Source organism: Stappia sp. TSB10GB4, from assembly GCF_900185745.1.
GTDB lineage: Bacteria > Pseudomonadota > Alphaproteobacteria > Rhizobiales > Stappiaceae > Stappia.
On sequence record NZ_FYAV01000044.1, the window covers coordinates 35,599 to 58,449 of the forward strand.

The following is a 22,851-nucleotide window of genomic DNA, read 5'->3' on the forward strand; positions in this document are numbered from 1 at the left end:
GGTTTCCATGACACGATTGAATCCGCTGCTTACCCGGCTCGGCGGCCGGCCCTTGGCGATCGCCCCGCGGGCGCTCGACGGCCTGCTCGCCGCCGGCCCAATGCTCGATACACGCCAAGCCATGCTTCCGGCCCGCGATGCGCCGCCGGTGGCGAGCCATTCCGTTACCGGTCCCGGCATAGCCGTGGTGCCGATCCTCGGACCGTTGGTGACGCGTGGCGACTGGCTCACCAGTCTTCTGGGCGCCAGCGACTATGGCGAGGTCGCCTCCGCCGTGGAAGCCGCGCTGGCCGATCCTTCTGTGCGGGCCGTGTTGTTGGAGATCGACTCGCCGGGCGGCGAGGTCGGCAGTCTCTTCGACCTGGTCGATCGCCTCGTGTCGTTGCGCGAAGCCGCGCAGAAGCCGCTCTGGGCTGTCGCGAGCGAAAGCGCGCTGTCGGCTGCCTTTGCCATCGCCAGCGTGGCGGACCGCCTCTACGTCACCCGGACGGCGGAGGTCGGATCCATCGGCGTCGTGGCCATCCATATCGACGAGAGCGTCGCCGACGTCATGGCCGGCCTCAAATGGACGCTCGTTCACGCGGGCGACCGCAAGATAGATGGCAATGCCCACGAGCCGCTCTCGGATACGGCGTTGTCGGCGATCCAGGCGGATGTCGACGCGCTCCATGCCGACCTTGTCACCCTGGTGGCGCGCAATCGGAACATGAGTCCCGACGCCGTGCGCGCCACCGAAGCCGCGATCTATCGGGGTCAGCGCGGCATAGACGCCGGCCTGGCCGACAAGCTCGGCACTGTCGATCTCGCTCTTGTGGATCTCGCCCGGGCGCTGGACCCGCCACGCCTCATTACGGGCGCATCGCAACGTGCCCGCACTCATCAACCTTCAAGGAGAAAGACCGCAATGACAGTAGAACCCGACCTCAACCCGGCTGCCGAAGACGCCGCCGTCAGCGAGACCTGCGCACCCGATCCGGAAACGCCCGAGGCTCGGCTGTCGGCACCGCCTGCTGGCGCACCGGAAGCAACCGACACGCCCAATACCGATCAAGCGGCCGAGCGGCTGCGCGCCGAATATGCGGAGATCGCCGCCATCGCCGCCCAAGGGGCCCGGCTGGGCGTCGCCATCGATGCCGCCGACGCCATGGCGAAGGGGGTTGCGCCGCATGCGCTGCGAAGCTCCATCCTCGACGCCCTCGCGGCACGCGCCGAGGCGAGCTCTGTCGTCGCCGTGGCGCCGTCACCGGCCGGCTCGCCGGCCTCGAACGGCGGCGAAAGCCCCATCGTGCGTCGTGCGCGTGAGCGCGCCTCGGCCAACCGCAGCTGACGACAAGGAGGATCATCATGACTGTTCTCACCATGTCGCCGACCCTCGGCGACCTGCTCAAATACGAGCTCAATGCGAGCTACTCCCGCGAGACCGTCACGCTCAAGGCGGGAACGAGCTACGCGCTCGGCTCCGTCCTCGGCCGGATCACCGCGTCGGGCAAGTACCGCCTGTCGCCGGACGGCGAGATCGTCGGAGACGAGGGTGCGGAGGTCGCGACGGCCGTTCTGATCGAAGCGGTCGACGCTACGGCCGGCGACAGGACTGGCCTCGTCGTCGCCCGCGGGCCCGCGATCGTGTCCAAGGCGGCGCTCGTCTTCGACGCCTCCGTCGATGACGCGGCCAAGACGGCCGCCAAGCACGCCGAGCTCAGCTCTGCGGGCATCGTGCCGCGCGACACCGCCTGATCCTAGCTTCTGCCAACCCACGACCGGCTCCGAGGCGTCCGCTTTCGGGGCCTTTTTGATGCCCGTTCCAGCCCAAGGAGACCCGACCCCATGGTCGCCATGATCAATCCGTTCGATGCGGGCGGCTACTCGCTCGCCGAGATGACCCAAGCCATCAACATCCTGCCCAACGTCTATACGCGCCTCGGCGAGATGGGCCTCTTCCGCTTCGAGGGCGTGACCCAGCGCTCCGTCGTCATCGAGCAGGCGGAGGGCGTTCTGAACCTCCTGCCGACCGTGCCGCTCGGCGGCCCGGCCACTGTCGCCAACCGCGATGCGCGCTCCATGCGCTCCTTCACGGTGCCGTGGATCCCCCACGACGACGTGATCACGCCTCAGGACATCCAGGGCGTGCGCGGCTTCGGCGTGGCCGACGCCGCCGACCCGCTCGCCACCGTCATGGAGCGCAAGCTCACCCGCATGCGGGTCAAGCACGCCCAGACGCGCGAGTACATGGAGGTCAACGCGCTGCGCGGCATCGTCAAGGACGGCGCCGGCACCACGCTCTACAACTACTTCACCGAGTTCGGCCTCACGCAGCTCGAAACGGACTTCGTGCTCGGCACTGCCGGCACCCAGGTCCAGGGCAAGGTGCGCGACGTGCTCCGCAAGGTTGAGACCGAGCTCAAGGGCGAGACCATGACCGGTGTGCTGGCGATGGTGAGCCCGGAGTTCTTCGACAAGCTGATCGGCCACGCCAAGGTCGAGGAGGCCTACAAGTACTATTCCTCGACCGGGGCGCAGCCGCTGCGCGAGGACACCCGCCGGCGCTTCCCCTTCGCCGGCATCCTGTTCGAGGAGTACAACGCCACCGTCACGCTCTCGACCGGCGCAACGGAAACGCTGATCCCCTCCGGCGAGGGTATCGCCTTCCCGCTGGGCACGCTCGACACCTTCGTCACCCACGGCGCGCCTGCTAACCTGATCGAGACGGTCAACACGGTCGGACTTCCGATCTACGCGCGGCAGATCGCCCGACCCGACGGCAGCGCCATCGAGGTCAAGACCGAGGCCTCGATCCTGCCGATCAACAAGCGTCCGCGTCTCGCCGTGCGCATCTTCTCCAGCAACTGAGCATGAGCATCTTCGCAGAGGCGATCGACGACCTCTTCGCCGATCCCAATCTCGCGCGGGATGCCATCTGGCGGGCAGGTGGCACGGGCGCGCCGGTGACCGTCCGGATTGTCTTGCGACAGCCGGATCGTGTCGAGAGCTTCGGCGAGACGCGCATCTGGAGCGAAAGCGTCATTGGTGATGTACGAACGCGCGACGCCCTGAGCCTGGCGGAAGCGGATGGGTTCGAAATCGACGGCGCGATCTACGTCGTCCAGGGAGAGCCCGTGCGCGACAGCGAACGCCTTGTCTGGACCGTGGAGCTGAGACCGGCATGAGGCTGTCCGCGACCATCATCGGCGACCTCGGCCGCATCATGGCCGAGGAGGTCAAGGCGGCCGAAAAGGCTGTCACGGCCGGTGTCGGTGAGGCGGCGGAGGGACTCAAGACCGAGCTCAGAACGCAGATCACCAATGCGGGGCTCGGCCCTCGGCTGGCGCGCACCTGGCGGTCCGAGACCTTCCCAAAGGGCCAGAACAGCATCCGGGCGGCGGGGCTCGTCTGGTCGAAGGCGCCGGGCATCATTCGCATTTACGAAGACGGCGCCACCATCCGGTCGACCAAGGGTTTCTTCCTGGCCATTCCGACCGCTGCTGCCGGACGCTTCGGCGACGGTGGCCTCAAGATTACGCCCGGCGGATGGGAACGGCGTACCGGGCAGCGGCTACGCTTTGTCTACCGGCGCAACGCTGCGTCTCTGCTCGTCGCCGACAACATGCGGGCGCGAACAGGCAAGCGGGGCGGATACGCCAGAGCCAGTGCCGCCGCTGTGCGCAGCGGGCGCGGTTTGGTGACCGTGCCGATCTTCATTCTGGTGCCGCAGGTGACATTCAGGAAGCGGCTCGATGTCGCCTCCGCAGCGAACACCTGGCAGGAGCGGCTGCCCGGCCTGGTCGTCCGCAACTGGGTCGACGGGCGGTAGCCCCGTCTTCGCCTTCTTCGCATCCCGGTGCATGTGCGCGCCGCACCGCGTGCGGAGCGATCACATGCATTGCCCGCAAGCCTGAGGAGAACCAGTGTCCAGCCGCCGTGAAGCCATCCTCGGAGCCCTCTTCCAGACGCTCGACAACGCGTTGGCCGGGAACGTGCGTCGAAATGAGGTCCTTCCCGAGAAGGTGCTGGCAGCCGGTCTCGTCATCCTGCGCGACGGCGATCCGGGCGAGCCGGACGTGACGCTCAATCCGCGCACGGAGTTCTACGCCCACCGGGTCGAGATCGAGGTCTATGTGCCCCGCGATCCGACGGGCGGAGGCGAAGCGGCGCTCGACACGTTGCTCGGATCGATCGGTGCGGCGCTCAGGATCGATCCCTCCCTCGGCGGTTTCGCCGAGAACCTGACGCCGTCGGCGCCGGAAACCGGAGCGCTGGCGATCGAGGGGGCGGCCCCGGTCCTGACCGCCCGGCTCGTCGTCACGGTCGAATACCTGGTGAGCGATCCGCTCAGCGACTGATCTTCAGGAACAGGAGTTATCCATGCCCAAGGTACGCGCTTACGGCGCGGACGCCACGCTCAAGGCTTGCCGGGAGGCAAGCTATGGGGTGGCGCCGCTTACCGGCTATCGAAGCCTCGACTTCAAATCGACCGATCTCTCCTCGGCCCAGCCGCTCGGTGACGACCCGCTGCTGGGACGGGGGCGAAACGCGCAGGATCCTTATCGCGGCCTCATCACCGACGAGGGGCAGATCGATATCCCGTTCGACCTGCGCGGCACCGGCTTCTGGCTGACCGGCATGTTCGGCGACCCCGTGACGACGCCGGTCAATGCCTCTGGCTCGATTTCCTTCGCGGCCAATCCGTCGCCCGGCGACACGATCACGCTCAATAGTACCGTCTGGACTTTCGTCTCCGGGACGCCATCGGGCGACGAGACGGAAATCCAGACGACGGTCACTCAGACCCTCGATCAACTGGTCGACGATCTCAACGCCTCGGCCGATGCCGAGATCGCCAAATGCACCTGGTCCCGGCCGACGAGCACCCAGACGCTCGTGATCGTGTTCGACACGGCCGGCCCGACTGGCAACAGCTTCACCTTTGCAGCATCCGCGGCGAGCGTGTCCGGCCCGACGCTGACCGGTGGCGGCTATGCCCATGTCTGGGAGAGCGGCGCCGACGACATCCCGAGCTACACGATCGAGATCGGCCACCCGAAGCTGACGACCCCGGTCTTCTTCCGCCATCTCGGCACGGTGATGGAGAGCCTCAATTTCGAGATGGGCCAGGAGGGACCGGCCAATGCCCGTCTGCAGCTGGTGGCGCAGGGCGAGGAGCGTTTCTCCGCGACGGTCGACGGTAGTCCTGACGCTTTCTCGCTGCGCCGCTTCAGTCAGGGGCGTGGGTTCATCCGGCGTGGCGGATCTGCGCTGGCGGGTGTCACCGGCGGCAGTCTCACCTTCTCGAATAATCTCGAACGGGTGCGGGTGATCCGCGAGGACGGCAAGATCGAGGCGGCCGATCCGACCTTCGCGTCCGCCGAAGGCTCGATGTCGGTGCGCTTCGACGGCGCGACGCTGGTCGCCGAGGCCGCCAATGGCGATCCCGTCACACTCGATTACGGCTTCACTTTCCCCGAGGACTATGCGCTCCGCTTCGAGCTGCCGCGCGTCTTCCTGCCCAAACCCAAATACGCCGTCTCCGGCCCCGGCGGGGTCGAGGCGAGTTTCGACTGGCGCGCCGCCTTCGACGACAGCGAGGGCACGATGCTGCGCGCGCATCTCCTTAACGACGTCACTAGCTACGCATGAGGAAAATCCCATGATCCGTCTTGATCTCTCGCGCGAGCCGCGCTGGCTCGACCTCGGCCACGGCGTGCGCCTGCGCGTGGGGCCACTGACCACCGCACTCATGGCGGCCGCACGCAGCGATCCGGCCGTCACCAGCCTGCCGGAGGGGGCATCGAACGAAACCATCGCGGTTGTGATGGCCAAGGCGCTCGCGCGGCTTGTTGTCGAAGACTGGGAGGGCGTCGGCGATGCAGACGGAAATCCCGTTCCGGTCAATCCGGAAGGGATCGATGCGCTGCTTGATATCCTGCCGCTCTTTGAAGCCTTCCAGCTGCGCTACGTCTCGAAGGGTCTGCTGCTGGATGAAGAAAAAAACGGCTCCGCGCCCTTGCCGAATGGCATTTCAGCGGGGGTGACCAGTATTGCCGATCCTGCCATGTCAGCCGCGGACGCACCTGCGGCGAGTGCCCAGCCGTCCTGAACCGCCCCGTCACGATCGAGGGCTGGCAGGTCTGGGATCTCGCCTTGCGGCTCACCGGCCAGCTGCGCGCCATACCCGGCGCGGTCCTGGGGCTCGACATGAGCGCCGCCCTCGCGATGGCCGAGGCGCTCGGGCTCAACACACTTATCTGCGCGGAGCTCTTGCCGGACATCGAGGCAATGATGGTGCGCGGCCTCAATGCGCAATTGAAGGCTGAACACGATGGCTGAGAAAAGGGTGTCCGTGCGCCTTGCCGTCGTCGGCGGCCGCGAGGTGCGCGCCGAGCTGCAGGGCATCGGCGATGCGGGCGAACAGGGCATGCGGCGCCTGTCGCGCGAGATGGATGCGGCGAACACGCGGGTCGCTGCTTTCTATCGGCGGGTACAGATCGCCGCCGCTGCGGCTGCAGCAGCGTTTGCAGCGGGCGCAGCGGCGATGATCCGCCCCGGCCTGCAGGTCATCGACAATCAGGCCAAGCTTGCCGCCTCACTCGGCACGACGGTCGAGAGTATCCAGGTGCTGGAGCGCGCCGGTGATCTTGCCGGCGTCTCCATGGGCGAGATCGAACAGGCGACCATCCAACTGACCCGGCGCCTGAGCCAGGCAGCAGCCGGAACCGGAGCCGCGGTCGGCGCGCTCGAACGTCTGAGGCTCACCTCTCAGGAACTGCAGCGCCTTCCCCTCGACCAGCGCATCGCCGCCATCCAGGAGGCTCTCGCCCGCTACGTGCCCGAGGCCGAGCGTGCGGCGGTCGCCTCCCAGCTCTTCGGCGATCGCGCCGCGCTCACCTTCCTGCGCATCGACACGGCGACGCTCAGGACGGCGACGCAGGACGTGCGGGACTTCGGGGTCGTGGTGTCGCAACAGGACGCGGCCCAGATCGAGCGCACCAATGACGCTATCTCTCGCCTCGGTCTGATCTGGCGCGGGGTGTCCAACCAGCTCGCGGTGGCGGCGGCCCCGGCGCTCGAAGCCGTCGCCGACGCGCTCGCTGCCATGGCGCGCGCCACCGGGCCGCTCGGGCAGGCCATTCGGCTTCTGTTCGACAATCTTGGACGGCTAGCCTCGATCGCCGCCGCCTTCGTCGGGCTCATGGCGGGGCGCTTCGTCGCCAGCATGGTGGTGGCCGCCGTCTCGGTGCGTGGTCTTGCCACTGCGCTCGTTTTCCTGCGCGGCGCGATCATTCGCACCGGCATCGGCGTGCTGGTCGTGGCGGCGGGTGAGCTGATCTATCAGTTCGGGCGGCTCGTGCAGGCGACTGGCGGCTTCGGCGCGGCGCTCAATCTGCTGGGCGATGTGGCGCGTGAAGTGTGGGACCGGATCGGTCTGCTCGTCGAGGTGCTGAAGAACCGGATCGCCGCAGCCTGGCTCGGCATTCAGGCGAACGTCGCCGACGCGCTGCAAGGCGCCCTCGATGCCGTCGTCGCATTCGGCAATCGGACCGTCAACGTCTTCCAGGGCGCGTTCGACGCCATGGTGGCGATCTGGAGCCGACTCCCGGCAGCGATCGGCGACTTTGCCATCCGGGCGGCCAATGCGCTGATCGCCGCCGTCGAATGGATGCTGAACGGAGCCACGCGCGGCATCAACGGCCTGGTGCAGGGAATTGGCGCCGCGCTTTCAGCGATCGGCATCGAGACCGAAATCAGACTCGTTCCGGATATCGATCTCGGCCGGATCGAAAACCAATTTGCGGGCGCGGCCGAAGGCGCTGGCGCGGCTGCGCGCGACGCCTTCGCGGCCGCCTTCGAGACCGATGCATTTCGCGTTCCGGATCTCGGATTTTCCGCCTTCGCGGAGGATGCCCGTCGCGCCGCGACAAGCGCCCGTGAAACCGCGAGTGCACTTGGTGAACTTGCCGGTGCGCCGCTGGAGTCGGTCGCTGCGCTCCGCGAGGCGATGGCCGGGGCGAACTCCGAGATCGATGAGGCTGCTGCGGCGACGGAGCGGCTTGACACGGCGTTCGGCGCGATTGGTGACAGTGGCGATGAGGCAGGTGATGGAGCGGGCGGCAGAGGCTCGGCAGGGCGCGCCGCCGCGGCAAGTCGCGAGGCCGGCCGGGAAATCAAGGCGGCGGCTGACGAAGCTGCAACGGGCTGGGCCGCCGTCAGGGACGAGCTCGCACGCTATGCAGAAGAAGCCGCGAACTGGGGCAAGGGCCTCGGCAATGCGCTCACCAGCGCTTTCCGGTCGGCCGAGGACGCCGTCGCCAAGTTCGTGACCACCGGCAAGTTCGACTTCAAGGCGCTCGCCGACAGCATTCTGGCCGATATCACGCGCATTGCGCTGCGCTCGGCGATCCTTGGGCCCCTCGCCAACGCGCTCGGCGGCATGGGGAGCGGCGGCGGGCTCTTCGGCAATCTGTTCGGCGGGGGCGGCGGCATCCTGTCGGGCATCTTCCACGCGGGCGGCATCGTCGGCGCTCCTGCGCCGCAGCGGCTCGTCCCGGCGTTCGCTTTTGCCGGTGCGCCGCGCCTGCATGGCGGCGGCATGGCGGGTCTTCGTCCCGACGAGGTGCCCGCCATCCTGCAGCGGGGCGAGATGGTGCTGTCGCGCTCCCAGCTCGCAGCGATGGGTTCGGCCCGCGAGACGCGCCCGCCCGTCAATGTGGTGATGAACATCTCGACGCCTGACGCCAACAGCTTCCGCTATGCGCAAGGCCAGATCGCCGCCGACGCCGCCCGCGCCATGGAACGGGCGCGGCGCAATCTTTGACGGACATGAGCGATGAGCGGATTTCACGAGGTGCAGTTCCCGCCCGACATCTCCTACGGGGCGTCGGGCGGACCGGGATATTCGACGACCGTGGTGACGACCGTGTCGGGGCACGAGCGCCGCAATGCCAACTGGGCCGCCGCGCGAGGCAAATGGAACGTCGCGCATGGCCTCAAGAAGCGCGAGCAGGTCGCGGCGCTGATCGCCTTCTTCCGCGCCCGCAAGGGCCGCGCCTATGGCTTCCGCTTCAAGGACTGGACCGACTACCAGGCGTTCGCGCAGGTGCTGGGCATCGGCGATGGCGCCAACAAGACCTTCCAGCTCGTCAGGCGCTATGCGAGCGGCGGCGAGATCGAGAGCCGCATCATCGCCAAGCCGGTTCCTGGCACGGTCAAGATCTACCGCGACGGCGTCGAGGCGGTCACGGGCTGGACGGTGAACACGGCGACAGGGCTCGTGACCTTCACGACCGCGCCGGCGTCCGGCGTTCAGGTGACGGCGGATTTCGAGTTCGACGTGCCGGTTCGCTTCGACAGCGATCAGATGGACATCACCATCGAGACCTATCAGCTCGGCAGCTGGGGCCAGATCCCGGTGCTGGAGATCCGCCCATGAAGTCAACATCGACAGCGCTCGCCACCCACCTGGCGGGGCCGGTGACCACGCTCGCCACCTGCTGGCGCATCACGCGCATCGACGGGCGCGAGTTCTTCTTTACCGATCACGACCGCGACCTCGTCTTCGATGGCGATGTTTATAAGGCGAGCTCCGGCTATTCGCGCACGGCGATCGCCAATGATGCGAGCCTCAGCGTCGACAATCTCGACGTAGAGGGCGTGTTCGATGACGAGGCCATCACCGAGGAGGAGCTGCGCGCGGGTCTCTTTGATCAGGCGGAGGTGCGCATCTTCCTCGTCAACTGGGCCGATCCGTCGATGGGGGCGCTTCGCATGCGCCGCGGCTGGTTTGGCGAGGTGGTGCTGACCGAGCAAGGCGTTTTCCGCACAGAGCTGCGCGGCATGACGCAGGCGCTCTCCCAGCGCCTCGGCGAGCTTTACAGCCCGGAATGCCGCGCCGATCTCGGCGACCCGCGTTGCAAGGTGCCGATCCACCCGCCCGAGATCCAGCGATCGACGTCCTACGCCGTCGGCGATACCGTCCGAGTACGAACCTCATCGGCGCTCACGACGATCGGCATTCCCTTCGTCAATCCTGGCTTCGACGCAGGCAATCTCTCCGGCTGGACCGTCGCCTCCGGTTCGGCAGCCGCCAAGACCACGAGCGGCGCGCTCGGGCCGAAGACCGGCACGCATTTTCTTGAAGGCGGCAATGTCGCCGGCTTCGAGCTGCGTCAGACCGTCGATCTCTCCCATGTTCTCGATGAGCCCATCCTCGATGCCGGCGACTACCGCCTGACCGTGGGCGGCTGGCGGGCCAATGGCGGCGGCAACACCGTCGATCAGGGACGGCTGCGCGTGCAGTTGCTCGATGAATTGGGCGCTGTGCTGGCCACACCGCTCGACACCGGCAATGAGGCGATGACCGGCGTCTGGACGCTCCGCCAGGTCGCCGACGCGCTGGTTCCCTCGGGCACGCGGCAGCTGCGCGTGATCTTCAACGGTACGAGGGTCAGCGGCTCGGTGTGCAATGTCGCGCTCGACGCCGTCAGCGGCTTCTTCACCGACACGACGACAGGCGTCGGCACAGCGACCGTGTTTGAGAATCGCGTCTACCGCTGCGTCGGTGCGGGTACGACGGCTGCTGACCAGACAGCCTATGACACTTCCGTCGGCCAGCAGACCACCGACGGAACGGCCGTGTTTGAGGCCATGGAGTCCTGGAGTCGGGCCGGCATCGTCACCGATGTCGTCGACCGGGCGGTGTTCACGGCTACGATCGACGAGCCGCGCGCGAGTGACGGCTGGTTCGCCGGCGGCGTGCTGACCTGGGAGAGCGGGCCCAATGCCGCACGCTCGATCGAGGTGAAGGCGTGGACCCAAGCGACGGGCCGCGTCGAGCTGTTCCTGCCCATGGGCTATGCGATCCGGGTCGGCGACCTCTTCCGCATCCATCCCGGCTGCGACAAGCGCCTCGACACCTGCATCGCCCGCTTTGCCAACGTCCTCAACTTCCGCGGCGAGCCTTACGTGCCGGGGCAGGACGCCATGATGAGCTATCCCGATGCCCGTTGAGATCATCACGCCCGAGAGGATCATCGCAGAAGCGCGCGGCTGGCTCGGCGTGCCCTGGCGGCATCAGGGGCGGACGCACTCCGGCATCGACTGCGTCGGGTTGGTGGTTTGCGTCGCACATGCGCTGCACCTGTCTGACTATGACAGTACCGGCTACAGCCGCCGCGCTCAGGGACAGGGTTTCGTCGAACATTTCCGGGGCAACATGGACGGCGTCTCCATCCCTGAGGCCCAGCCCGGTGACGTGCTCGTCTTCGCCGATCAGGCCTATCCCTGTCACTGCGGCTTCCTGACCGAGCGGCTCGGCCATCCTCATCTGCTGCACGCCCATGCGACCCGCAGGCAGGTGATCGAAGAGCCCTATGCCGGCGAATGGCCGGCAAAAATCAAATTCGCCTTTCGCTTTCGCCAATCCGGATCCTGATTTCTCATGGCCATCCTCGTCGCAGTAGGTGGCGCCGCGCTCGGCTCCGCCGTCGGTCTCGGCTGGCAGGCCGGCTGGCTGGTGGGCTCCGTCGTAGGCAGCCTCTTGTTTCCCGCCAAGGGCCAGAACGTCACCACCGAGGGTCCGCGGCTCGGCGATCTGACCGTCTCGTCCTCCGCCTATGGCGCATCGATCCCGATCGGCTTCGGCACGCTGCGCATGGCCGGCAACATGATCTGGTCGTCCGGGATCCGCGAACAGCAGAACGTCACCCGCACTCGCTCCGGCGGCAAAGGCGGCGGCGGGCGCAGCACCCAGACCTCGATCAGCTATTCCTATTTCGCGTCTTTCGCGCTCAGCTTCGGCGAGGGCCCGGCCGAGGACGTGCTGCGCATCTGGGCCGACGGCAAGCTGATCTACGACAAGACTGGATCGAGCCCGGACGTCGCCAAGCAAAACCTGCGCTTCCGTTTTCATCGCGGCAGCGAGAGCCAATTGCCGGATCCGCTGATCGAAGCTGATGTGGGCGCCGGTCGCGCACCGGCCCATCGCGGGCTCTGCGTCATCGTCTTCGAGGATCTGGCGCTCGCAGACTTCGGCAATCGCATCCCGAACATCACGGCGGAGATCACCTATCGGCGCGCCGCGCAGCAGCCCTATCAGCTCCTGGACTTCATCACGACGGGCGAAGGCGGCTATTTCGGGTCCTACCAGATCAGCGACCTCGCGATCGATTGGCGACGCGGCTACGGCTACTTCGTCTCGTCGAGCAGCAACGCCGAAGCCGCCGGCATCCGGCGTTTCAATCTGCGCACCATGGCGGAGGACCGTCAGGCGCGGATGACGGACGTTGCCGCCGTCACGCCCAACAATTTCCCGAGCACGCTGTTCTGCGGCGAGGACGGTCACCTCTACCTGACCGTCGGCTCAGGCAACTCGCGGCCGATCATCCGGGTCGAGCCGAACGCGCTGAAGGAAGTCGGCCGCTTCGGCTTCACCAGCACCGGCCTGTCCAACACCACGACCCGCTTCGTGACGACGACCTGGCTGGGAATGATCTCGGCCTATGGGCCGTCCGGTCGCGTCGATTTCCTGCTGACCGGCTCGCTGTTCAACGACATCGGACTCTTGCGCGCCGACAGCATGGGCTACGTCTGGGGCGCCGGCCAGACGGTGACGGAATCTCGCGTTCGGGGCGCAATCGGCGGCGCCGTCGGCGAGGGTTACGGCGATGGCTGGATCCTGGCGAGCGCGACGTCGAGCAGTCTGAACCACACCAGCCTCGGGCTCTACCGCATCCGGGTTTCGGCCTTCGCGCAGTATGACAGTCTCACCGGCCAATCGCTCGGCGTCACGTTTGAAAAAGTGGCGAGCTTCACGCCTGCGCAGATCGAAGCTGGCGCGACCGGGTTCTACAGCGATGCGGGCGGACTGACCTACGACGCCACCGACGACAGCGTCATCTTCCAGATCACGATGTCGAACGGCAGCTCGGCCGGTACGATCTATGCGATCAAGTGGCGCGCCGACACCGGCATCGTCTGGAAGACGGCCGTCCCGCACAAGATCAACTACGAGGGCCCGTTCTTCGGCCAGAGCCGCTTGCGGGGCCAGCGCTGGACGCTGATGCGCTCGACGCGCGTCGTCCAGCTCGACACGGCGACGGGCGCCATCGTGCTCAATGAAATCTGGCCGGGTGCGGTCAGTGAACAGGGCGCACAGGTCTACGACGCCGTCACCGACACCCATCTGGTGCGCGGCAGTAGCGGCTGGGCCCGGCTGTTCCTCAATCGCGGCGGTGGCGAGGGCGAGGCGCTGTCATCCATCGTCGCCGATCTCTGCGGACGCGCCGGCCTCGGGCTCGCCGACATTGACGTCGCCGAGCTCACGCCATCCGTGCCCGGCTATGTGATTGGCCGGCAGACCACCGTGCGCGGATCGATCGAGCCTCTGGCGCAGGCCTATTTCTTCGATGCGGCCGAGAGCGATGACACCCTGCAGTTCCGCAACCGCGGGCGCACGCCGGTCGCAACGATCCCGGCCGAATATCTCGTGCCGCTCGACAGCCAGACGGGCGAAAGCTGGCGCGAGCGCCGCACGCAGGAGGTCGAGCTGCCCGAGCGCGTCGCCGTCATCTACATGGACCGGGACGCCGACTATCAACAGGGCACGCAGAGCGAGAAACGCGGATCACTGCCGCTGCCCACCATGCATTCGCGCAATCAGGCGAGCCTCGAGCTGGCGCTCGCCATCGACGCCACAACGGCCAAGCGCATCGCCGCCAAGACGCTCTACAGCGCCTGGATCGAGCGCAGCGCCTACGAAGCAGAGCTGCCGCCAGACTGGCTCCGGCTCGATCCGACCGATGTGGTGGATGTGGTGTTCGCCACTGGTTCGACCTTCCGGACGCGGATCAACCGGCTCGATGTCGGCGCGGATTTCTCGCTCGCGGTGAAGGGCGTCTCGGAGACCGCCGCCACCTATGTATCGTCTGTCATCGCCGATGGCGGCTCGGGCAAACCCGCCCAGCTGGTGGGCGCGAACGCCGCCACGCGGCTTATCCTGCCCGACCTGCCGCTTCTGCGCGATGTCGATGATGCGGGCGGTGCGGGCTCGCGGGTTTACTATCTGATGGCGGGGTTCGGCGGTCCGGGCTGGCCGGGCGCTGCCCTCTATCGCAGCGCTGACGGATCGGCCTGGGCGCAAGCCGGGCGGGCCTTGAGCGAGGCCGCCTGGGGCGCCACGGCGAATGCGCTGGGAGCGCCGCGCTCGTCCTTCAGCACCGATGAGGAAAATAGCCTCACCGTCTTCATGACCACCGGCGGCGAGCGGCTGGAGAGCGTCACGCAGGAGGCCCTCGTCAACGGCGCCAACGCGGCCCTCGTGCTGAAAACCAATGGCGAGCCGGAGATCATCCAGTTCCGCCAGGTCACGCTGAACCCTGATGGCTCCTACACGCTCACCGGCTTGCTGCGCGGCCGACGCGGCACGGACGTCTTCGTCGATGGCCATGCGGCAGGTGAGGTCTTCGCGCTGCTTGATCCCGACGATGTCGAGACGCTGGTCACGGCGCTCGGTGATCTTGGGCTGCCGCGATCCTGGCGCGCCGTCGGCTTCGGCACACTGTTCGAGGATGCCGAGACGCTCGTCCAGAGCCACGGCGGCCGCGACCTCAAACCCTATGCGCCGTGGAATGTGCGCGCGACCCCGAGCGGCGCCCCAGCGAACATCACCCTGTCCTGGGTTCGCCGCACGCGCATTGGCGGTGAGCTGAAGGACGGGACCGGTCTTGTTCCCCTCGGTGAGGCGAGCGAGGCCTATGAGGTCGACATCCTCGATGGTCCCGGCGGTGCGGTGAAGCGTACGCTCGCCTCGGCGAGCCCCAGCGTCGTCTACGCCAATGCCGACATCCTGGCCGACTTCGGCGTCGTGCCGGCTGCTCTGTCCGTAGCCGTCTATCAACTGAGCGCGGTCGCGGGTCGTGGCTTCCCGCGCGCTGTCACCTCGGAGATTGCCTGATGCCCAGCCCCAATCTGGCCGTGACCCATGTCGCCGCCGCCCAGAACCAGAAAGAAGTCACGATCAACGATGCGGTCGATGCCCTCGACAATGCCATGAACCGGGCTCTGTCGCTGGCCATGGCCGACGCCAACGTGGCGCTGACCAGCACGCAGGCGAACCGCAACGGCCTGATCGCACTCACCGGCACTCTGACGGCGGCGCGCGTCCTGACGCTGCCGGCCAACCATCGCCGGCTCGCGATCAGGAACGCGACCGGCGGCGGTCAGGAGGTCCGGGCCAAGTACCCGGGTTCGGGCGCGGAGGTCATCATCGTGCCCGGCGCCACCGTGCTGGTGCAGGGCAATGGCAGCGATCTCTTCGGGGTCGGCGGCGGCGCTGGCGCACTTAATGACCTGACCGATGTGGCCGCCGGCGGCGCTGTCGCCAGCGACGTTCTCCAGTTCGATGGCGCGCTCTGGGGTGCGACGGGCGTCGGCATCTTCCAGCGGGCGCTGTTGCCGTTTCGGGGCGCTCTCGTGCAGCGCACGACCGACATCGCCACTGTCAGCCCGCCGATCCAGATCCCGTGGCAGGCGGCCGTCTATGACAGCGAAGGCTTCTGGGCCGGAGGGACGCCCGAGCGTCTGACGATCCCCGCTGGCTCCGGCATCACCAAGGTTAGGCTTCTCGGCTCTATCGCCATGAAGGCGAGCGCCACCACCGGTGGCGTTTATCTGACCTTCGACAAGAACGGCGCCGGAGAGCCGATCGGAGCCGCGCCCTACACCGTGCGCCAGGGCTCGTCCGGCTACACCAACAACGACTTCTCGACCTTCTCCGCGGTCCTGCCCGTGGTCGAAGGAGACTATTTCCAGCTTCGGGTGAACTTCACCAACAACAACTGGAACTCCATCCTCGCCGGGGCGCGTACCTGGTTCGCCATTGAGGTGGTCGAAACCCAGGATGCCGCCGACCCACCAGCCGATCTGACCGGGTTCAAGATGGGTCAGCCGAGCGCCGATGAGATCCTCATGCGGGTACCGATCGCCCGGCGCACGCGGATGAAGGTCGATCTTGCCGGCAGTCAGGGCGTCGCGGGAGTGGCGGCCACTGCGCAGACGGACTTCGACATCCGGCGCAACGGAACGAGCTTCGCCACCATGCGCTTCGCCGCGGCAGGAACCGTCGCCGATCTCATTGCCGCCACCGAAACCGTGCTGGAGCCGGGTGACGTTCTCAGCGTCGTCGCCCCCGCAACGCCGGACGCAACCCTTGCCGATATCGGCTTTACGCTTGCCGGCACGCTGGTCGTCTGAAGCACCAGCCGAGGACCGCACCCATGGACCGAAAACGCGACATCGGCAGACTGATCAGCCTACCGAGCGACGAGTTCGAGGCGCTGCTCGAACGTGCCGCCGAGACCGGCGCGCGTCGCGCTCTGCATGAGGTCGGGCTCGACGGGACGGACGCCGCCGAGGACATCCGCGATCTGCGATCGCTACTGGCCGGGTTTCGGCTGGCCAGGCAGACGGCCGTGCAGACTGCCGTTCGCATCATCACCACCGGCGTCCTGCTCGCCCTCATGGCCGGCATCGCCATCAAGCTGAAGCTGTTTGGCAACGGTCCCTGACCGCCGCTTCCGATTCTCAACCCACCAACCCGCCGTTCGGCGGGTTTTTTTGTGCCCGGAGATCACTTATGACGACAACCACCTTCAACCACTGGCGCGACGTGCCCGAGGGCGCCTGGCGCTGGAAGAACTTCTCTCCGGCGGAGATCGCCTGTCGGGGCAGCGGTAGCTTGCGCATCCACGAGGAGGCGCTCGACAAGCTGCAAGCCCTTCGCGATCGGCTGGGCAAGCCGCTGATCGTTCGCTCGGCCTACCGCAGCCCGGCGCACAACCGCGCCGTCGGCGGCGCGCCGCACTCGAAGCATCTCGACGGCATGGCCTTCGACATCGCCATGACCAACCATGACCCGGCCGCCTTCGAAGAGGCGGCCCGTGCGGTCGGCTTCAGGGGCTTCGGCTTCTATCCGCGGTCAGGCTTCATGCATATCGACCTTGGGCCCGCTCGGCAGTGGGGTGAGCGGTTCCCAGTCCGCGAGGCGGCCTTCGCCATGGAGACGCCGCCCGCGCGCGAGGTGCTGTCTGAGAGTCGCACGTTAAAGGGCAGCGGTGCAGCCGGTGTTGCGACTGTGGGCGCGGCTGGAACCGAGGTCGCGCAGAACGTCCTGGCCGAGACCCAGTCCGCTGTCCTGCCGCTCGTGCCATACCTCGACACGCTGCGCTGGGTGTTCATCGCCGTGGCCCTCGCCGGCATCGCGGTCGCGATCTACGCCCGCATCGATGACTGGAAGAGGGGGCAGCGATGATCGCCGCTCTGTTCACCGGGATCGCCGCTAGCTCATGGAGCCGAGCCGCCCTGCGCTACGGCGCCATCGCACTTGCGGTGCTTCTGTTCCTGCTCGCGCTCCGGCGTTCCGGCGAGCGCGCTGGCCGCCTCGCCGAACGCCTTGAAACCACGGAGAATGTCAATGATGTCCAACGCCAGATGCTCGACGCTGCGGCTCGCCGCCCTCGCGATCGCGACGATCTCGCTGACCGGCTGCGCGACGGTCGGTTCTGAGCCACGCATCGTTGCCGCTTGTCCCGCCGTGGCGGAATACAACCAAAAATTCGAGGCGCGCGCGGCCGAGGAACTTGGGATGCTTCCGGAGAGATCGGCCATTGCCGAAATGCTCGCCGACTACAGCGTCATGCGCGATCAGGCTCGGCTCTGCGTTTCATGATCTGTTGCCGGATCGGCAAGAATTCTTGAACTGCGCGCGGGCCAACCGGGCGCCGCCCGAGGCGGAGATGCCTGCCGCTCATCCCCAAGGCAAAATCTATATAGGATTTTTATTTCTTTGCCTTCCCGCCTCTCTCGAACCTTTATGCGGTTTAGCGTCATATTCTTGGTCACATCAGTAACCGTTCCCGAAACACTTCGAGGACAGACGGGCGTGATCCTTGCCATTTACTTGAACATACGACGGGCGAACGGGCACAGGATGGGGCTGATCTGGAGCCTTCCTGGGAAACAAGAGGTGCGGAAATGACCATCGACTACGTGCTGGGCGGTACGGTGACGTTGTTCATCGCGGCCTACCTCATCTACGCGCTGCTGCGCCCTGAGCGCTTCTGAAGTGGCCAAGGGTCGGTCCGATGGAATTCGGTGTGGGCCCTCTGTCGGCGCATTGGTGAACTCCGCAAGTCCTCCGGCTTCATGTCAGAGCACATGACGGCCGCAAGGCCTCTTCGAGCGTCGGACATTCTCCTCGCCATGACGCTGGTGATGCTGTCGATCGTACTCGTCGTCTGGCTACTGACTCAGTTCTTCCCTCGGGGCGAACAAGCTTTGGTCGACATTGAGAATATCAACGCTGGAGTCTCTCATGAGCCAGTCTAAGTCGGCGAGCATCTTCGATACTCGCATCCTCGTTCCCGCCATTGGGGGCGCATTCAGAAAACTCGATCCGGGTACGCTGGTGAAGAACCCGGTGATGTTCGTCGTCGCCGTCGTCTCTGTGCTGACGACCGTCCTCTTTCTCAAGGACGTCGCAACCAGCGCAGGCGATCTCGGCTTTTCCTTCCAGATCATCCTTTGGCTATGGTTCACGGTCTTGTTCGCGAACTTCGCCGAAGCAGTCGCCGAAGGGCGCGGCAAGGCGCAGGCAGATTCGCTTCGGCGCTCGCGTACCGAGACGCAGGCCAAGCTGCTGAGCAATGGCAGCAGCGACAGCGTCAAGCTGGTGCCAGGCACGAGTCTGAAGGTGGGTGATGTGGTATTGGTTGAGGCTGGCGACATCATCCCGTCGGACGGCGAGATCATCGAGGGAATCGCCTCCGTCAACGAGGCGGCCATAACCGGTGAATCCGCGCCCGTGATCCGCGAGTCGGGCGGCGACCGCTCGGCCGTGACCGGCGGAACGCAGGTTCTCTCCGACTGGATCAAGGTGAAGATCACGGCTGCCGCTGGATCGACTTTCATCGACCGCATGATTTCGCTGGTCGAGGGGGCAGAGCGCCAGAAGACGCCCAACGAAATCGCGTTGAACGTCCTGCTCGCCGGGTTGACCCTGATCTTCGTCCTCGCGACCGCAACCATCCCCGCCTTCGCCGCCTATGCCGGCGGCTCCATTCCGGTGATCGTTCTGGTGGCGCTGTTCGTTACGCTGATCCCGACCACGATCGGCGCGCTGCTGTCGGCGATCGGCATCGCCGGCATGGATCGCCTCGTGCGCTTCAACGTGCTCGCAATGTCTGGCCGCGCCGTCGAGGCGGCCGGTGACATCGACACATTGCTTCTCGACAAGACCGGCACGATTACCCTCGGCAATCGGCAGGCCACGGAATTCCGTGCCGTCAAGGGCGTCACCGAACAGGAACTGGCGGATGCGGCGCAACTGGCTTCGCTCGCCGACGAGACGCCAGAGGGCCGATCGATCGTCGTGCTGGCCAAGGAGAAGTACGGAATCCGCGGTCGCGACATGCGGTCTCTCAACGCTACGTTCGTGCCGTTCACAGCCCAAAGCCGAATGAGTGGCGTCGACTTCGACGGCTCCTCGATCCGCAAGGGTGCGGTTGACGCCGTCCTAAAGTACATCGAGCAGATCTCCGCCGCGAACGGTTCTACCCGCACGACTGCGGATAGCAAACGTGAGTTGGAGGCAATTGCGAACGACATAGCGAAGACTGGAGGGACGCCTCTGGCCGTCGTCAAGGACGGCAGGCTTCTCGGCGTCCTGCACCTGAAAGACATCGTCAAGGGCGGCATTCGCGAACGCTTCGCCGAGCTACGCAGGATGGGCATCCGTACGGTCATGATCACCGGCGACAACCCGATGACCGCGGCCGCAATCGCCGCAGAAGCCGGCGTCGACGATTTCCTCGCTGAGGCAACCCCGGAAAACAAACTCACCCTGATCCGTGAGGAACAGGCCAAGGGCAAGCTCGTCGCCATGTGCGGCGACGGCACCAACGACGCACCGGCACTTGCTCAGGCTGATGTCGGCGTCGCGATGAACACAGGAACGGTCGCTGCGCGCGAAGCCGGCAACATGGTCGATCTCGATTCCGATCCGACGAAGCTCATCGAGATCGTCGAGATCGGCAAGCAGCTCCTGATGACACGCGGCGCGCTGACCACCTTCTCCATCGCCAACGACGTTGCCAAATATTTCGCCATCGTGCCGGCGATGTTCATCGCGCTCTATCCGCAACTGAGCGCTCTCAACATCATGGGTCTGGCGACTCCGCAAAGCGCCATCCTGTCGGCGATCATCTTCAACGCGCTCATCATCATTGCGCTTATTCCGCTCTCGCTCAAAGGCGTCGCCTACAAGGCGATCGGCGCGGACAGACTCCTGAAGCGCAACCTTCTCATTTACGGTCTCGGCGGCCTCATCGCACCCTTCATCGGCATCAAGGTGATCGACGTGGCCATCACGGCCATTGGCCTCGCTTGATCACAGGAGTTCAGGACATGACCCTTCTCTATCTCGTACTCGGTCTGGCGGTCTTCGGGCTCTTGCTCGTGATGACTCACGCCATTGATCGGGCCTGACCTTCCAGCGATGTCGGAGACAGTTCGATGCTGACCCAATCCATTCTCTTGGTCGTTCTCATCGTTGGAGGCACGGCGCTCCTCTCATGGCCGCTCGGCCGTTACATGAAATGGGCGATGGACCCGAACGATCCATCCTCCGGAATTGCCGGTTGGAAGAACCGTGCCTTCCGGGCAGTCGGCGGCCCCCTGGCGACGCAGGATCAGGACTGGAAGCGTTACATACTCGCCATGTTGGCCTTCAATGTGGTCATGTTCGTGATCGTGTACGGCATTCTGGCGCTCCAACAGCATCTGCCGTTGAATCCGGATGGCAAGGAGGCGCTGCACGCCGACCTGATCTTCAACACGGCGGCCTCCTTCACCACGAACACCAATCTCCAGCACTATTCGGGTGAGGTTTCTCTCAGTTACTTATCTCAGCTCGGCGGTCTGATGTGGCTCCAGTTCGTGTCGGCTGCCACCGGTGTCGCCGCGCTCGCGGCCTTGGCCCGTGGACTGGCCGGCCGCCCGCTCGGCAACTTCTTCGTTGACGTACAGCGCGCGTCCTTCCTCGTCCTGCTTCCGGTCGCCTTTGTGTTCGCCATCCTGCTGGTCCTGGGTGGTGTGCCGATGACGTTCGATGGCGCGGCCGTCGTGACGACGCTCGAAAGCGTGCAGCAGACGATCGCCCGCGGCCCCGTTGCGGCCTTCGTCTCGATCAAGCAGCTTGGCACCAATGGGGGTGGCTTCTTCGGCCCCAACTCGACACATCCGCTGGAGAACCCGACCTTCTGGACCAACATGATCGAAATGGTCGCCATCATCCTGATCCCGATGGCGTGCGTGTGGATGTTTGGCCGGATCATCGGCCGGATGCGTCACTCCGCAGTGATCTTTGCGGTGATGCTTGCCTTCATCGCTGTCAAGATCACCGGTGCGGTCTACTTCGAGGCTGCTCCCACCCAGGCCTTCGCCAACCTGCCGATAGAGCAGAATGTCGGCAATCTCGAAGGAAAGGAACTGCGGTTCGGAGCGACCGGCGGGCCTCTCTGGTCCGTGCTGACCACCTCGACCTCCAACGGGTCGGTCGGCTCCATGCACGATAGCCTCAATCCGATGACCGGCCTGATGCCAATGGTCGGAATGTGGCTCAATGCAACCTTCGGCGGCGTCGGCGTCGGCATGATCAACATGTTCCTCTACATTGTAGTCGGCGTCTTCCTGGCAGGCATGATGATCGGCCGCACGCCTGAGTATCTCGGCTGGCGCGTCGAGGCACGAGAAGTCAAGCTCGCCCTGTTTGCGCTGCTCGCCCACGGCCTGTTCATCCTGGGCGGCACGGCGATTTTCGCGGCGACGCCGTGGGGCGCAGACACTCTCAACAATGTCGGCCCGCACGGTTTCAGCGAGATCCTCTACGAGTTCTCTTCCGCCAGCGCCAACAACGGCTCCGGCTTCGAGGGTCTTGGGGATGACACCGTGCCCTGGAACATCGCAACAGCTATCGTGATGCTGCTCGCGCGGTTCATCCCGATCATCCTGCCGCTGGCCATCGTCGGTTCTCTCTCGGCCAAGCGCCGCAGCGCGGAGTCGGCAGGGACCCTCAGCGTCGAGGGCGGCGTCTTTGCCACCATGCTTGCGTCGACCATCGTCGTCATTGGCGCGCTCACCTTCTTCCCAGCAGCGACGCTCGGGCCGATTGCTGAGCACGTCATGTTCATGAACTGATCCGGAGACCCGAACCATGCAATCTTTTCTTGCAAGCATACGAATTGCGGCGGCGACGATGCTGATCTGCGTCGCCGGCTATGCCACCGCCGTTTGGGCATTGGCGCAGGCAATCTCGCCGCATACGGCCAATGGCTCGCTCTTCACGAGCGAGGACGGCACGGTCATCGGAAGCCGTCAGGTAGCGCAAGCGTTTACCCGACCTGAATATTTCTGGCCCCGGCCCTCGGCCGTGGACTATGATGGCGCTGGCGCTGGCGGCAGCAATTGGTCTCCGACAAGCACAGATGTCGCAGACCGGGGGCGGGATATGGTGGAGCGCTATGGCGCTACCCCCGGGAATCTCCTGCCTGCTGATCTCGCTGCGGCATCTGGCGCAGGGCTAGACCCACATATCTCCGAAGCGGGTGCTCTGTATCAGGTCGTTCGGGTCGCTGAGGCCCGCAGCATCGACCGGTCCCGAATTGAAGCCTTGGTCCGCAGCGCCGCGTTCACGCCGGGCGGTATTCTGACACGAGACCGCATTGTCAACGTCCTCGAGCTCAACCTCGCGCTCGACAGGTTGTAAGAGCGGTGAAGCGCCGTTCCAGATGTATGACGCCAGATGTACCG

General features: G+C 65.9%; 23 protein-coding genes. 22 read left to right on the forward strand and 1 reads right to left on the reverse strand.

Annotated features, from left to right (window positions below; translation table 11 throughout):
- Positions 1-7 precede the first annotated feature (7 nt).
- From TSB10GB4_RS09565 to TSB10GB4_RS09645, 17 genes are all read left to right on the forward strand, one after another.
- Entirely contained in the window at positions 8-1,327 is a 1,320-nt protein-coding gene (locus TSB10GB4_RS09565) for a S49 family peptidase (RefSeq protein WP_186395556.1), read from the forward strand.
- A gap of 17 nt (positions 1,328-1,344) precedes the next feature.
- Positions 1,345-1,734 (forward strand): head decoration protein, encoded by a 390-nt coding sequence (locus TSB10GB4_RS09570; protein WP_186395557.1) that lies wholly within the window; start codon positions 1,345-1,347, stop codon positions 1,732-1,734.
- 90 nt (positions 1,735-1,824) lie between these two features.
- Complete coding sequence (locus TSB10GB4_RS09575) at positions 1,825-2,847, forward strand: major capsid protein (protein WP_186395558.1); 1,023 nt, start codon at positions 1,825-1,827, stop codon at positions 2,845-2,847.
- Between the two features lie 2 nt (positions 2,848-2,849).
- Entirely contained in the window at positions 2,850-3,164 is a 315-nt protein-coding gene (locus TSB10GB4_RS09580) for a hypothetical protein (protein ID WP_186395559.1), read from the forward strand.
- On the forward strand, positions 3,161-3,808 hold the full coding sequence (locus TSB10GB4_RS09585; protein ID WP_186395560.1) for a DUF6441 family protein: 648 nt from the start codon (positions 3,161-3,163) through the stop codon (positions 3,806-3,808). The genes TSB10GB4_RS09580 and TSB10GB4_RS09585 overlap by 4 nt, the downstream gene beginning before the upstream one ends.
- A gap of 94 nt (positions 3,809-3,902) precedes the next feature.
- A complete protein-coding gene (locus TSB10GB4_RS09590) occupies positions 3,903-4,337 on the forward strand; it encodes an acyl-CoA transferase (RefSeq protein ID WP_186395561.1) in 435 nt (144 codons plus the stop codon).
- A 22-nt stretch (positions 4,338-4,359) separates the two neighbouring features.
- On the forward strand, positions 4,360-5,631 hold the full coding sequence (locus tag TSB10GB4_RS09595) for a phage tail tube protein (protein WP_186395562.1): 1,272 nt from the start codon (positions 4,360-4,362) through the stop codon (positions 5,629-5,631).
- A 10-nt stretch (positions 5,632-5,641) separates the two neighbouring features.
- Positions 5,642-6,091: a hypothetical protein gene (locus TSB10GB4_RS09600; protein WP_186395563.1), complete on the forward strand. Its 450-nt coding sequence runs from the start codon at positions 5,642-5,644 to the stop codon at positions 6,089-6,091.
- Positions 6,092-6,135: 44 nt separating this feature from the next.
- Positions 6,136-6,321: a hypothetical protein gene (locus tag TSB10GB4_RS09605; protein WP_186395564.1), complete on the forward strand. Its 186-nt coding sequence runs from the start codon at positions 6,136-6,138 to the stop codon at positions 6,319-6,321.
- The gene (locus TSB10GB4_RS09610; RefSeq protein ID WP_186395565.1) at positions 6,314-8,806 is read left to right on the forward strand and encodes a phage tail tape measure C-terminal domain-containing protein; all 2,493 of its coding nucleotides are present in this window, start codon (positions 6,314-6,316) and stop codon (positions 8,804-8,806) included. Before TSB10GB4_RS09605 ends, TSB10GB4_RS09610 begins: the two co-directional genes overlap by 8 nt.
- Before the next feature lie 12 nt (positions 8,807-8,818).
- Positions 8,819-9,421 carry a DUF2460 domain-containing protein gene (locus tag TSB10GB4_RS09615; RefSeq protein WP_186395566.1) on the forward strand — a complete coding sequence of 201 codons (603 nt, stop codon included), beginning with the start codon at positions 8,819-8,821 and terminating at the stop codon, positions 9,419-9,421.
- Entirely contained in the window at positions 9,418-10,998 is a 1,581-nt protein-coding gene (locus TSB10GB4_RS09620) for a DUF2163 domain-containing protein (protein WP_186395567.1), read from the forward strand. The genes TSB10GB4_RS09615 and TSB10GB4_RS09620 overlap by 4 nt, the downstream gene beginning before the upstream one ends.
- Positions 10,988-11,422, forward strand: coding sequence for a C40 family peptidase (locus TSB10GB4_RS09625; RefSeq protein WP_186395568.1), 435 nt, complete (start codon positions 10,988-10,990; stop codon positions 11,420-11,422). The genes TSB10GB4_RS09620 and TSB10GB4_RS09625 overlap by 11 nt, the downstream gene beginning before the upstream one ends.
- A gap of 219 nt (positions 11,423-11,641) precedes the next feature.
- Entirely contained in the window at positions 11,642-14,941 is a 3,300-nt protein-coding gene (locus TSB10GB4_RS09630; protein ID WP_186395569.1) for a phage tail protein, read from the forward strand.
- Positions 14,941-16,239: a hypothetical protein gene (locus TSB10GB4_RS09635; protein WP_186395570.1), complete on the forward strand. Its 1,299-nt coding sequence runs from the start codon at positions 14,941-14,943 to the stop codon at positions 16,237-16,239. Before TSB10GB4_RS09630 ends, TSB10GB4_RS09635 begins: the two co-directional genes overlap by 1 nt.
- Positions 16,240-16,262: 23 nt before the next feature.
- A complete protein-coding gene (locus TSB10GB4_RS09640) occupies positions 16,263-16,553 on the forward strand; it encodes a DUF6127 family protein (protein WP_186395571.1) in 291 nt (96 codons plus the stop codon).
- A 68-nt stretch (positions 16,554-16,621) separates the two neighbouring features.
- Complete coding sequence (locus TSB10GB4_RS09645; protein ID WP_186395572.1) at positions 16,622-17,296, forward strand: D-Ala-D-Ala carboxypeptidase family metallohydrolase; 675 nt, start codon at positions 16,622-16,624, stop codon at positions 17,294-17,296.
- 32 nt (positions 17,297-17,328) lie between these two features.
- Here TSB10GB4_RS09645 and TSB10GB4_RS09650 read toward each other — a convergent pair whose 3' ends face one another.
- Positions 17,329-17,469, reverse strand: a complete 141-nt coding sequence (locus tag TSB10GB4_RS09650; RefSeq protein ID WP_186395573.1) for a hypothetical protein — start codon at positions 17,467-17,469, stop codon at positions 17,329-17,331.
- Here TSB10GB4_RS09650 and TSB10GB4_RS09655 point away from each other — a divergent pair.
- The 5 genes from TSB10GB4_RS09655 (at position 17,459) to TSB10GB4_RS09675 (ending at position 22,807) form a co-directional block, all read left to right on the forward strand.
- Positions 17,459-17,713 (forward strand): hypothetical protein, encoded by a 255-nt coding sequence (locus tag TSB10GB4_RS09655; RefSeq protein WP_186395574.1) that lies wholly within the window; start codon positions 17,459-17,461, stop codon positions 17,711-17,713. The genes TSB10GB4_RS09650 and TSB10GB4_RS09655 overlap by 11 nt on opposite strands.
- 305 nt (positions 17,714-18,018) lie before the next feature.
- Positions 18,019-18,108: a K(+)-transporting ATPase subunit F gene (gene kdpF / locus TSB10GB4_RS09660; protein WP_186395575.1), complete on the forward strand. Its 90-nt coding sequence runs from the start codon at positions 18,019-18,021 to the stop codon at positions 18,106-18,108.
- A gap of 250 nt (positions 18,109-18,358) precedes the next feature.
- Positions 18,359-20,431, forward strand: a complete 2,073-nt coding sequence (kdpB, locus tag TSB10GB4_RS09665; protein WP_186395576.1) for a potassium-transporting ATPase subunit KdpB — start codon at positions 18,359-18,361, stop codon at positions 20,429-20,431.
- Between the two features lie 125 nt (positions 20,432-20,556).
- Complete coding sequence (gene kdpA / locus TSB10GB4_RS09670) at positions 20,557-22,239, forward strand: potassium-transporting ATPase subunit KdpA (RefSeq protein WP_186395577.1); 1,683 nt, start codon at positions 20,557-20,559, stop codon at positions 22,237-22,239.
- Between the two features lie 16 nt (positions 22,240-22,255).
- A complete protein-coding gene (locus tag TSB10GB4_RS09675; RefSeq protein ID WP_186395578.1) occupies positions 22,256-22,807 on the forward strand; it encodes a potassium-transporting ATPase subunit C in 552 nt (183 codons plus the stop codon).
- The last annotated feature ends 44 nt before the right edge of the window (positions 22,808-22,851 follow it).

Coding starts and splice junctions, on each gene's coding strand:
- TSB10GB4_RS09640 (WP_186395571.1), top strand. CDS start 16,263: ATGGACCGAAAACGCGACATCGGCAGACTGATCAGCCTACCGAGCGAC.
- TSB10GB4_RS09585 (WP_186395560.1), top strand. CDS start 3,161: ATGAGGCTGTCCGCGACCATCATCGGCGACCTCGGCCGCATCATGGCC.
- TSB10GB4_RS09595 (WP_186395562.1), top strand. CDS start 4,360: ATGCCCAAGGTACGCGCTTACGGCGCGGACGCCACGCTCAAGGCTTGC.
- kdpA (WP_186395577.1), top strand. CDS start 20,557: ATGCTGACCCAATCCATTCTCTTGGTCGTTCTCATCGTTGGAGGCACG.
- TSB10GB4_RS09610 (WP_186395565.1), top strand. CDS start 6,314: ATGGCTGAGAAAAGGGTGTCCGTGCGCCTTGCCGTCGTCGGCGGCCGC.
- TSB10GB4_RS09645 (WP_186395572.1), top strand. CDS start 16,622: ATGACGACAACCACCTTCAACCACTGGCGCGACGTGCCCGAGGGCGCC.
- TSB10GB4_RS09675 (WP_186395578.1), top strand. CDS start 22,256: ATGCAATCTTTTCTTGCAAGCATACGAATTGCGGCGGCGACGATGCTG.
- TSB10GB4_RS09570 (WP_186395557.1), top strand. CDS start 1,345: ATGACTGTTCTCACCATGTCGCCGACCCTCGGCGACCTGCTCAAATAC.
- TSB10GB4_RS09575 (WP_186395558.1), top strand. CDS start 1,825: ATGGTCGCCATGATCAATCCGTTCGATGCGGGCGGCTACTCGCTCGCC.
- TSB10GB4_RS09615 (WP_186395566.1), top strand. CDS start 8,819: ATGAGCGGATTTCACGAGGTGCAGTTCCCGCCCGACATCTCCTACGGG.
- TSB10GB4_RS09600 (WP_186395563.1), top strand. CDS start 5,642: ATGATCCGTCTTGATCTCTCGCGCGAGCCGCGCTGGCTCGACCTCGGC.
- TSB10GB4_RS09630 (WP_186395569.1), top strand. CDS start 11,642: ATGGCCGGCAACATGATCTGGTCGTCCGGGATCCGCGAACAGCAGAAC.
- TSB10GB4_RS09625 (WP_186395568.1), top strand. CDS start 10,988: ATGCCCGTTGAGATCATCACGCCCGAGAGGATCATCGCAGAAGCGCGC.
- TSB10GB4_RS09620 (WP_186395567.1), top strand. CDS start 9,418: ATGAAGTCAACATCGACAGCGCTCGCCACCCACCTGGCGGGGCCGGTG.
- TSB10GB4_RS09580 (WP_186395559.1), top strand. CDS start 2,850: ATGAGCATCTTCGCAGAGGCGATCGACGACCTCTTCGCCGATCCCAAT.
- TSB10GB4_RS09565 (WP_186395556.1), top strand. CDS start 8: ATGACACGATTGAATCCGCTGCTTACCCGGCTCGGCGGCCGGCCCTTG.
- kdpF (WP_186395575.1), top strand. CDS start 18,019: ATGACCATCGACTACGTGCTGGGCGGTACGGTGACGTTGTTCATCGCG.
- TSB10GB4_RS09655 (WP_186395574.1), top strand. CDS start 17,459: ATGATGTCCAACGCCAGATGCTCGACGCTGCGGCTCGCCGCCCTCGCG.
- kdpB (WP_186395576.1), top strand. CDS start 18,359: ATGAGCCAGTCTAAGTCGGCGAGCATCTTCGATACTCGCATCCTCGTT.
- TSB10GB4_RS09635 (WP_186395570.1), top strand. CDS start 14,941: ATGCCCAGCCCCAATCTGGCCGTGACCCATGTCGCCGCCGCCCAGAAC.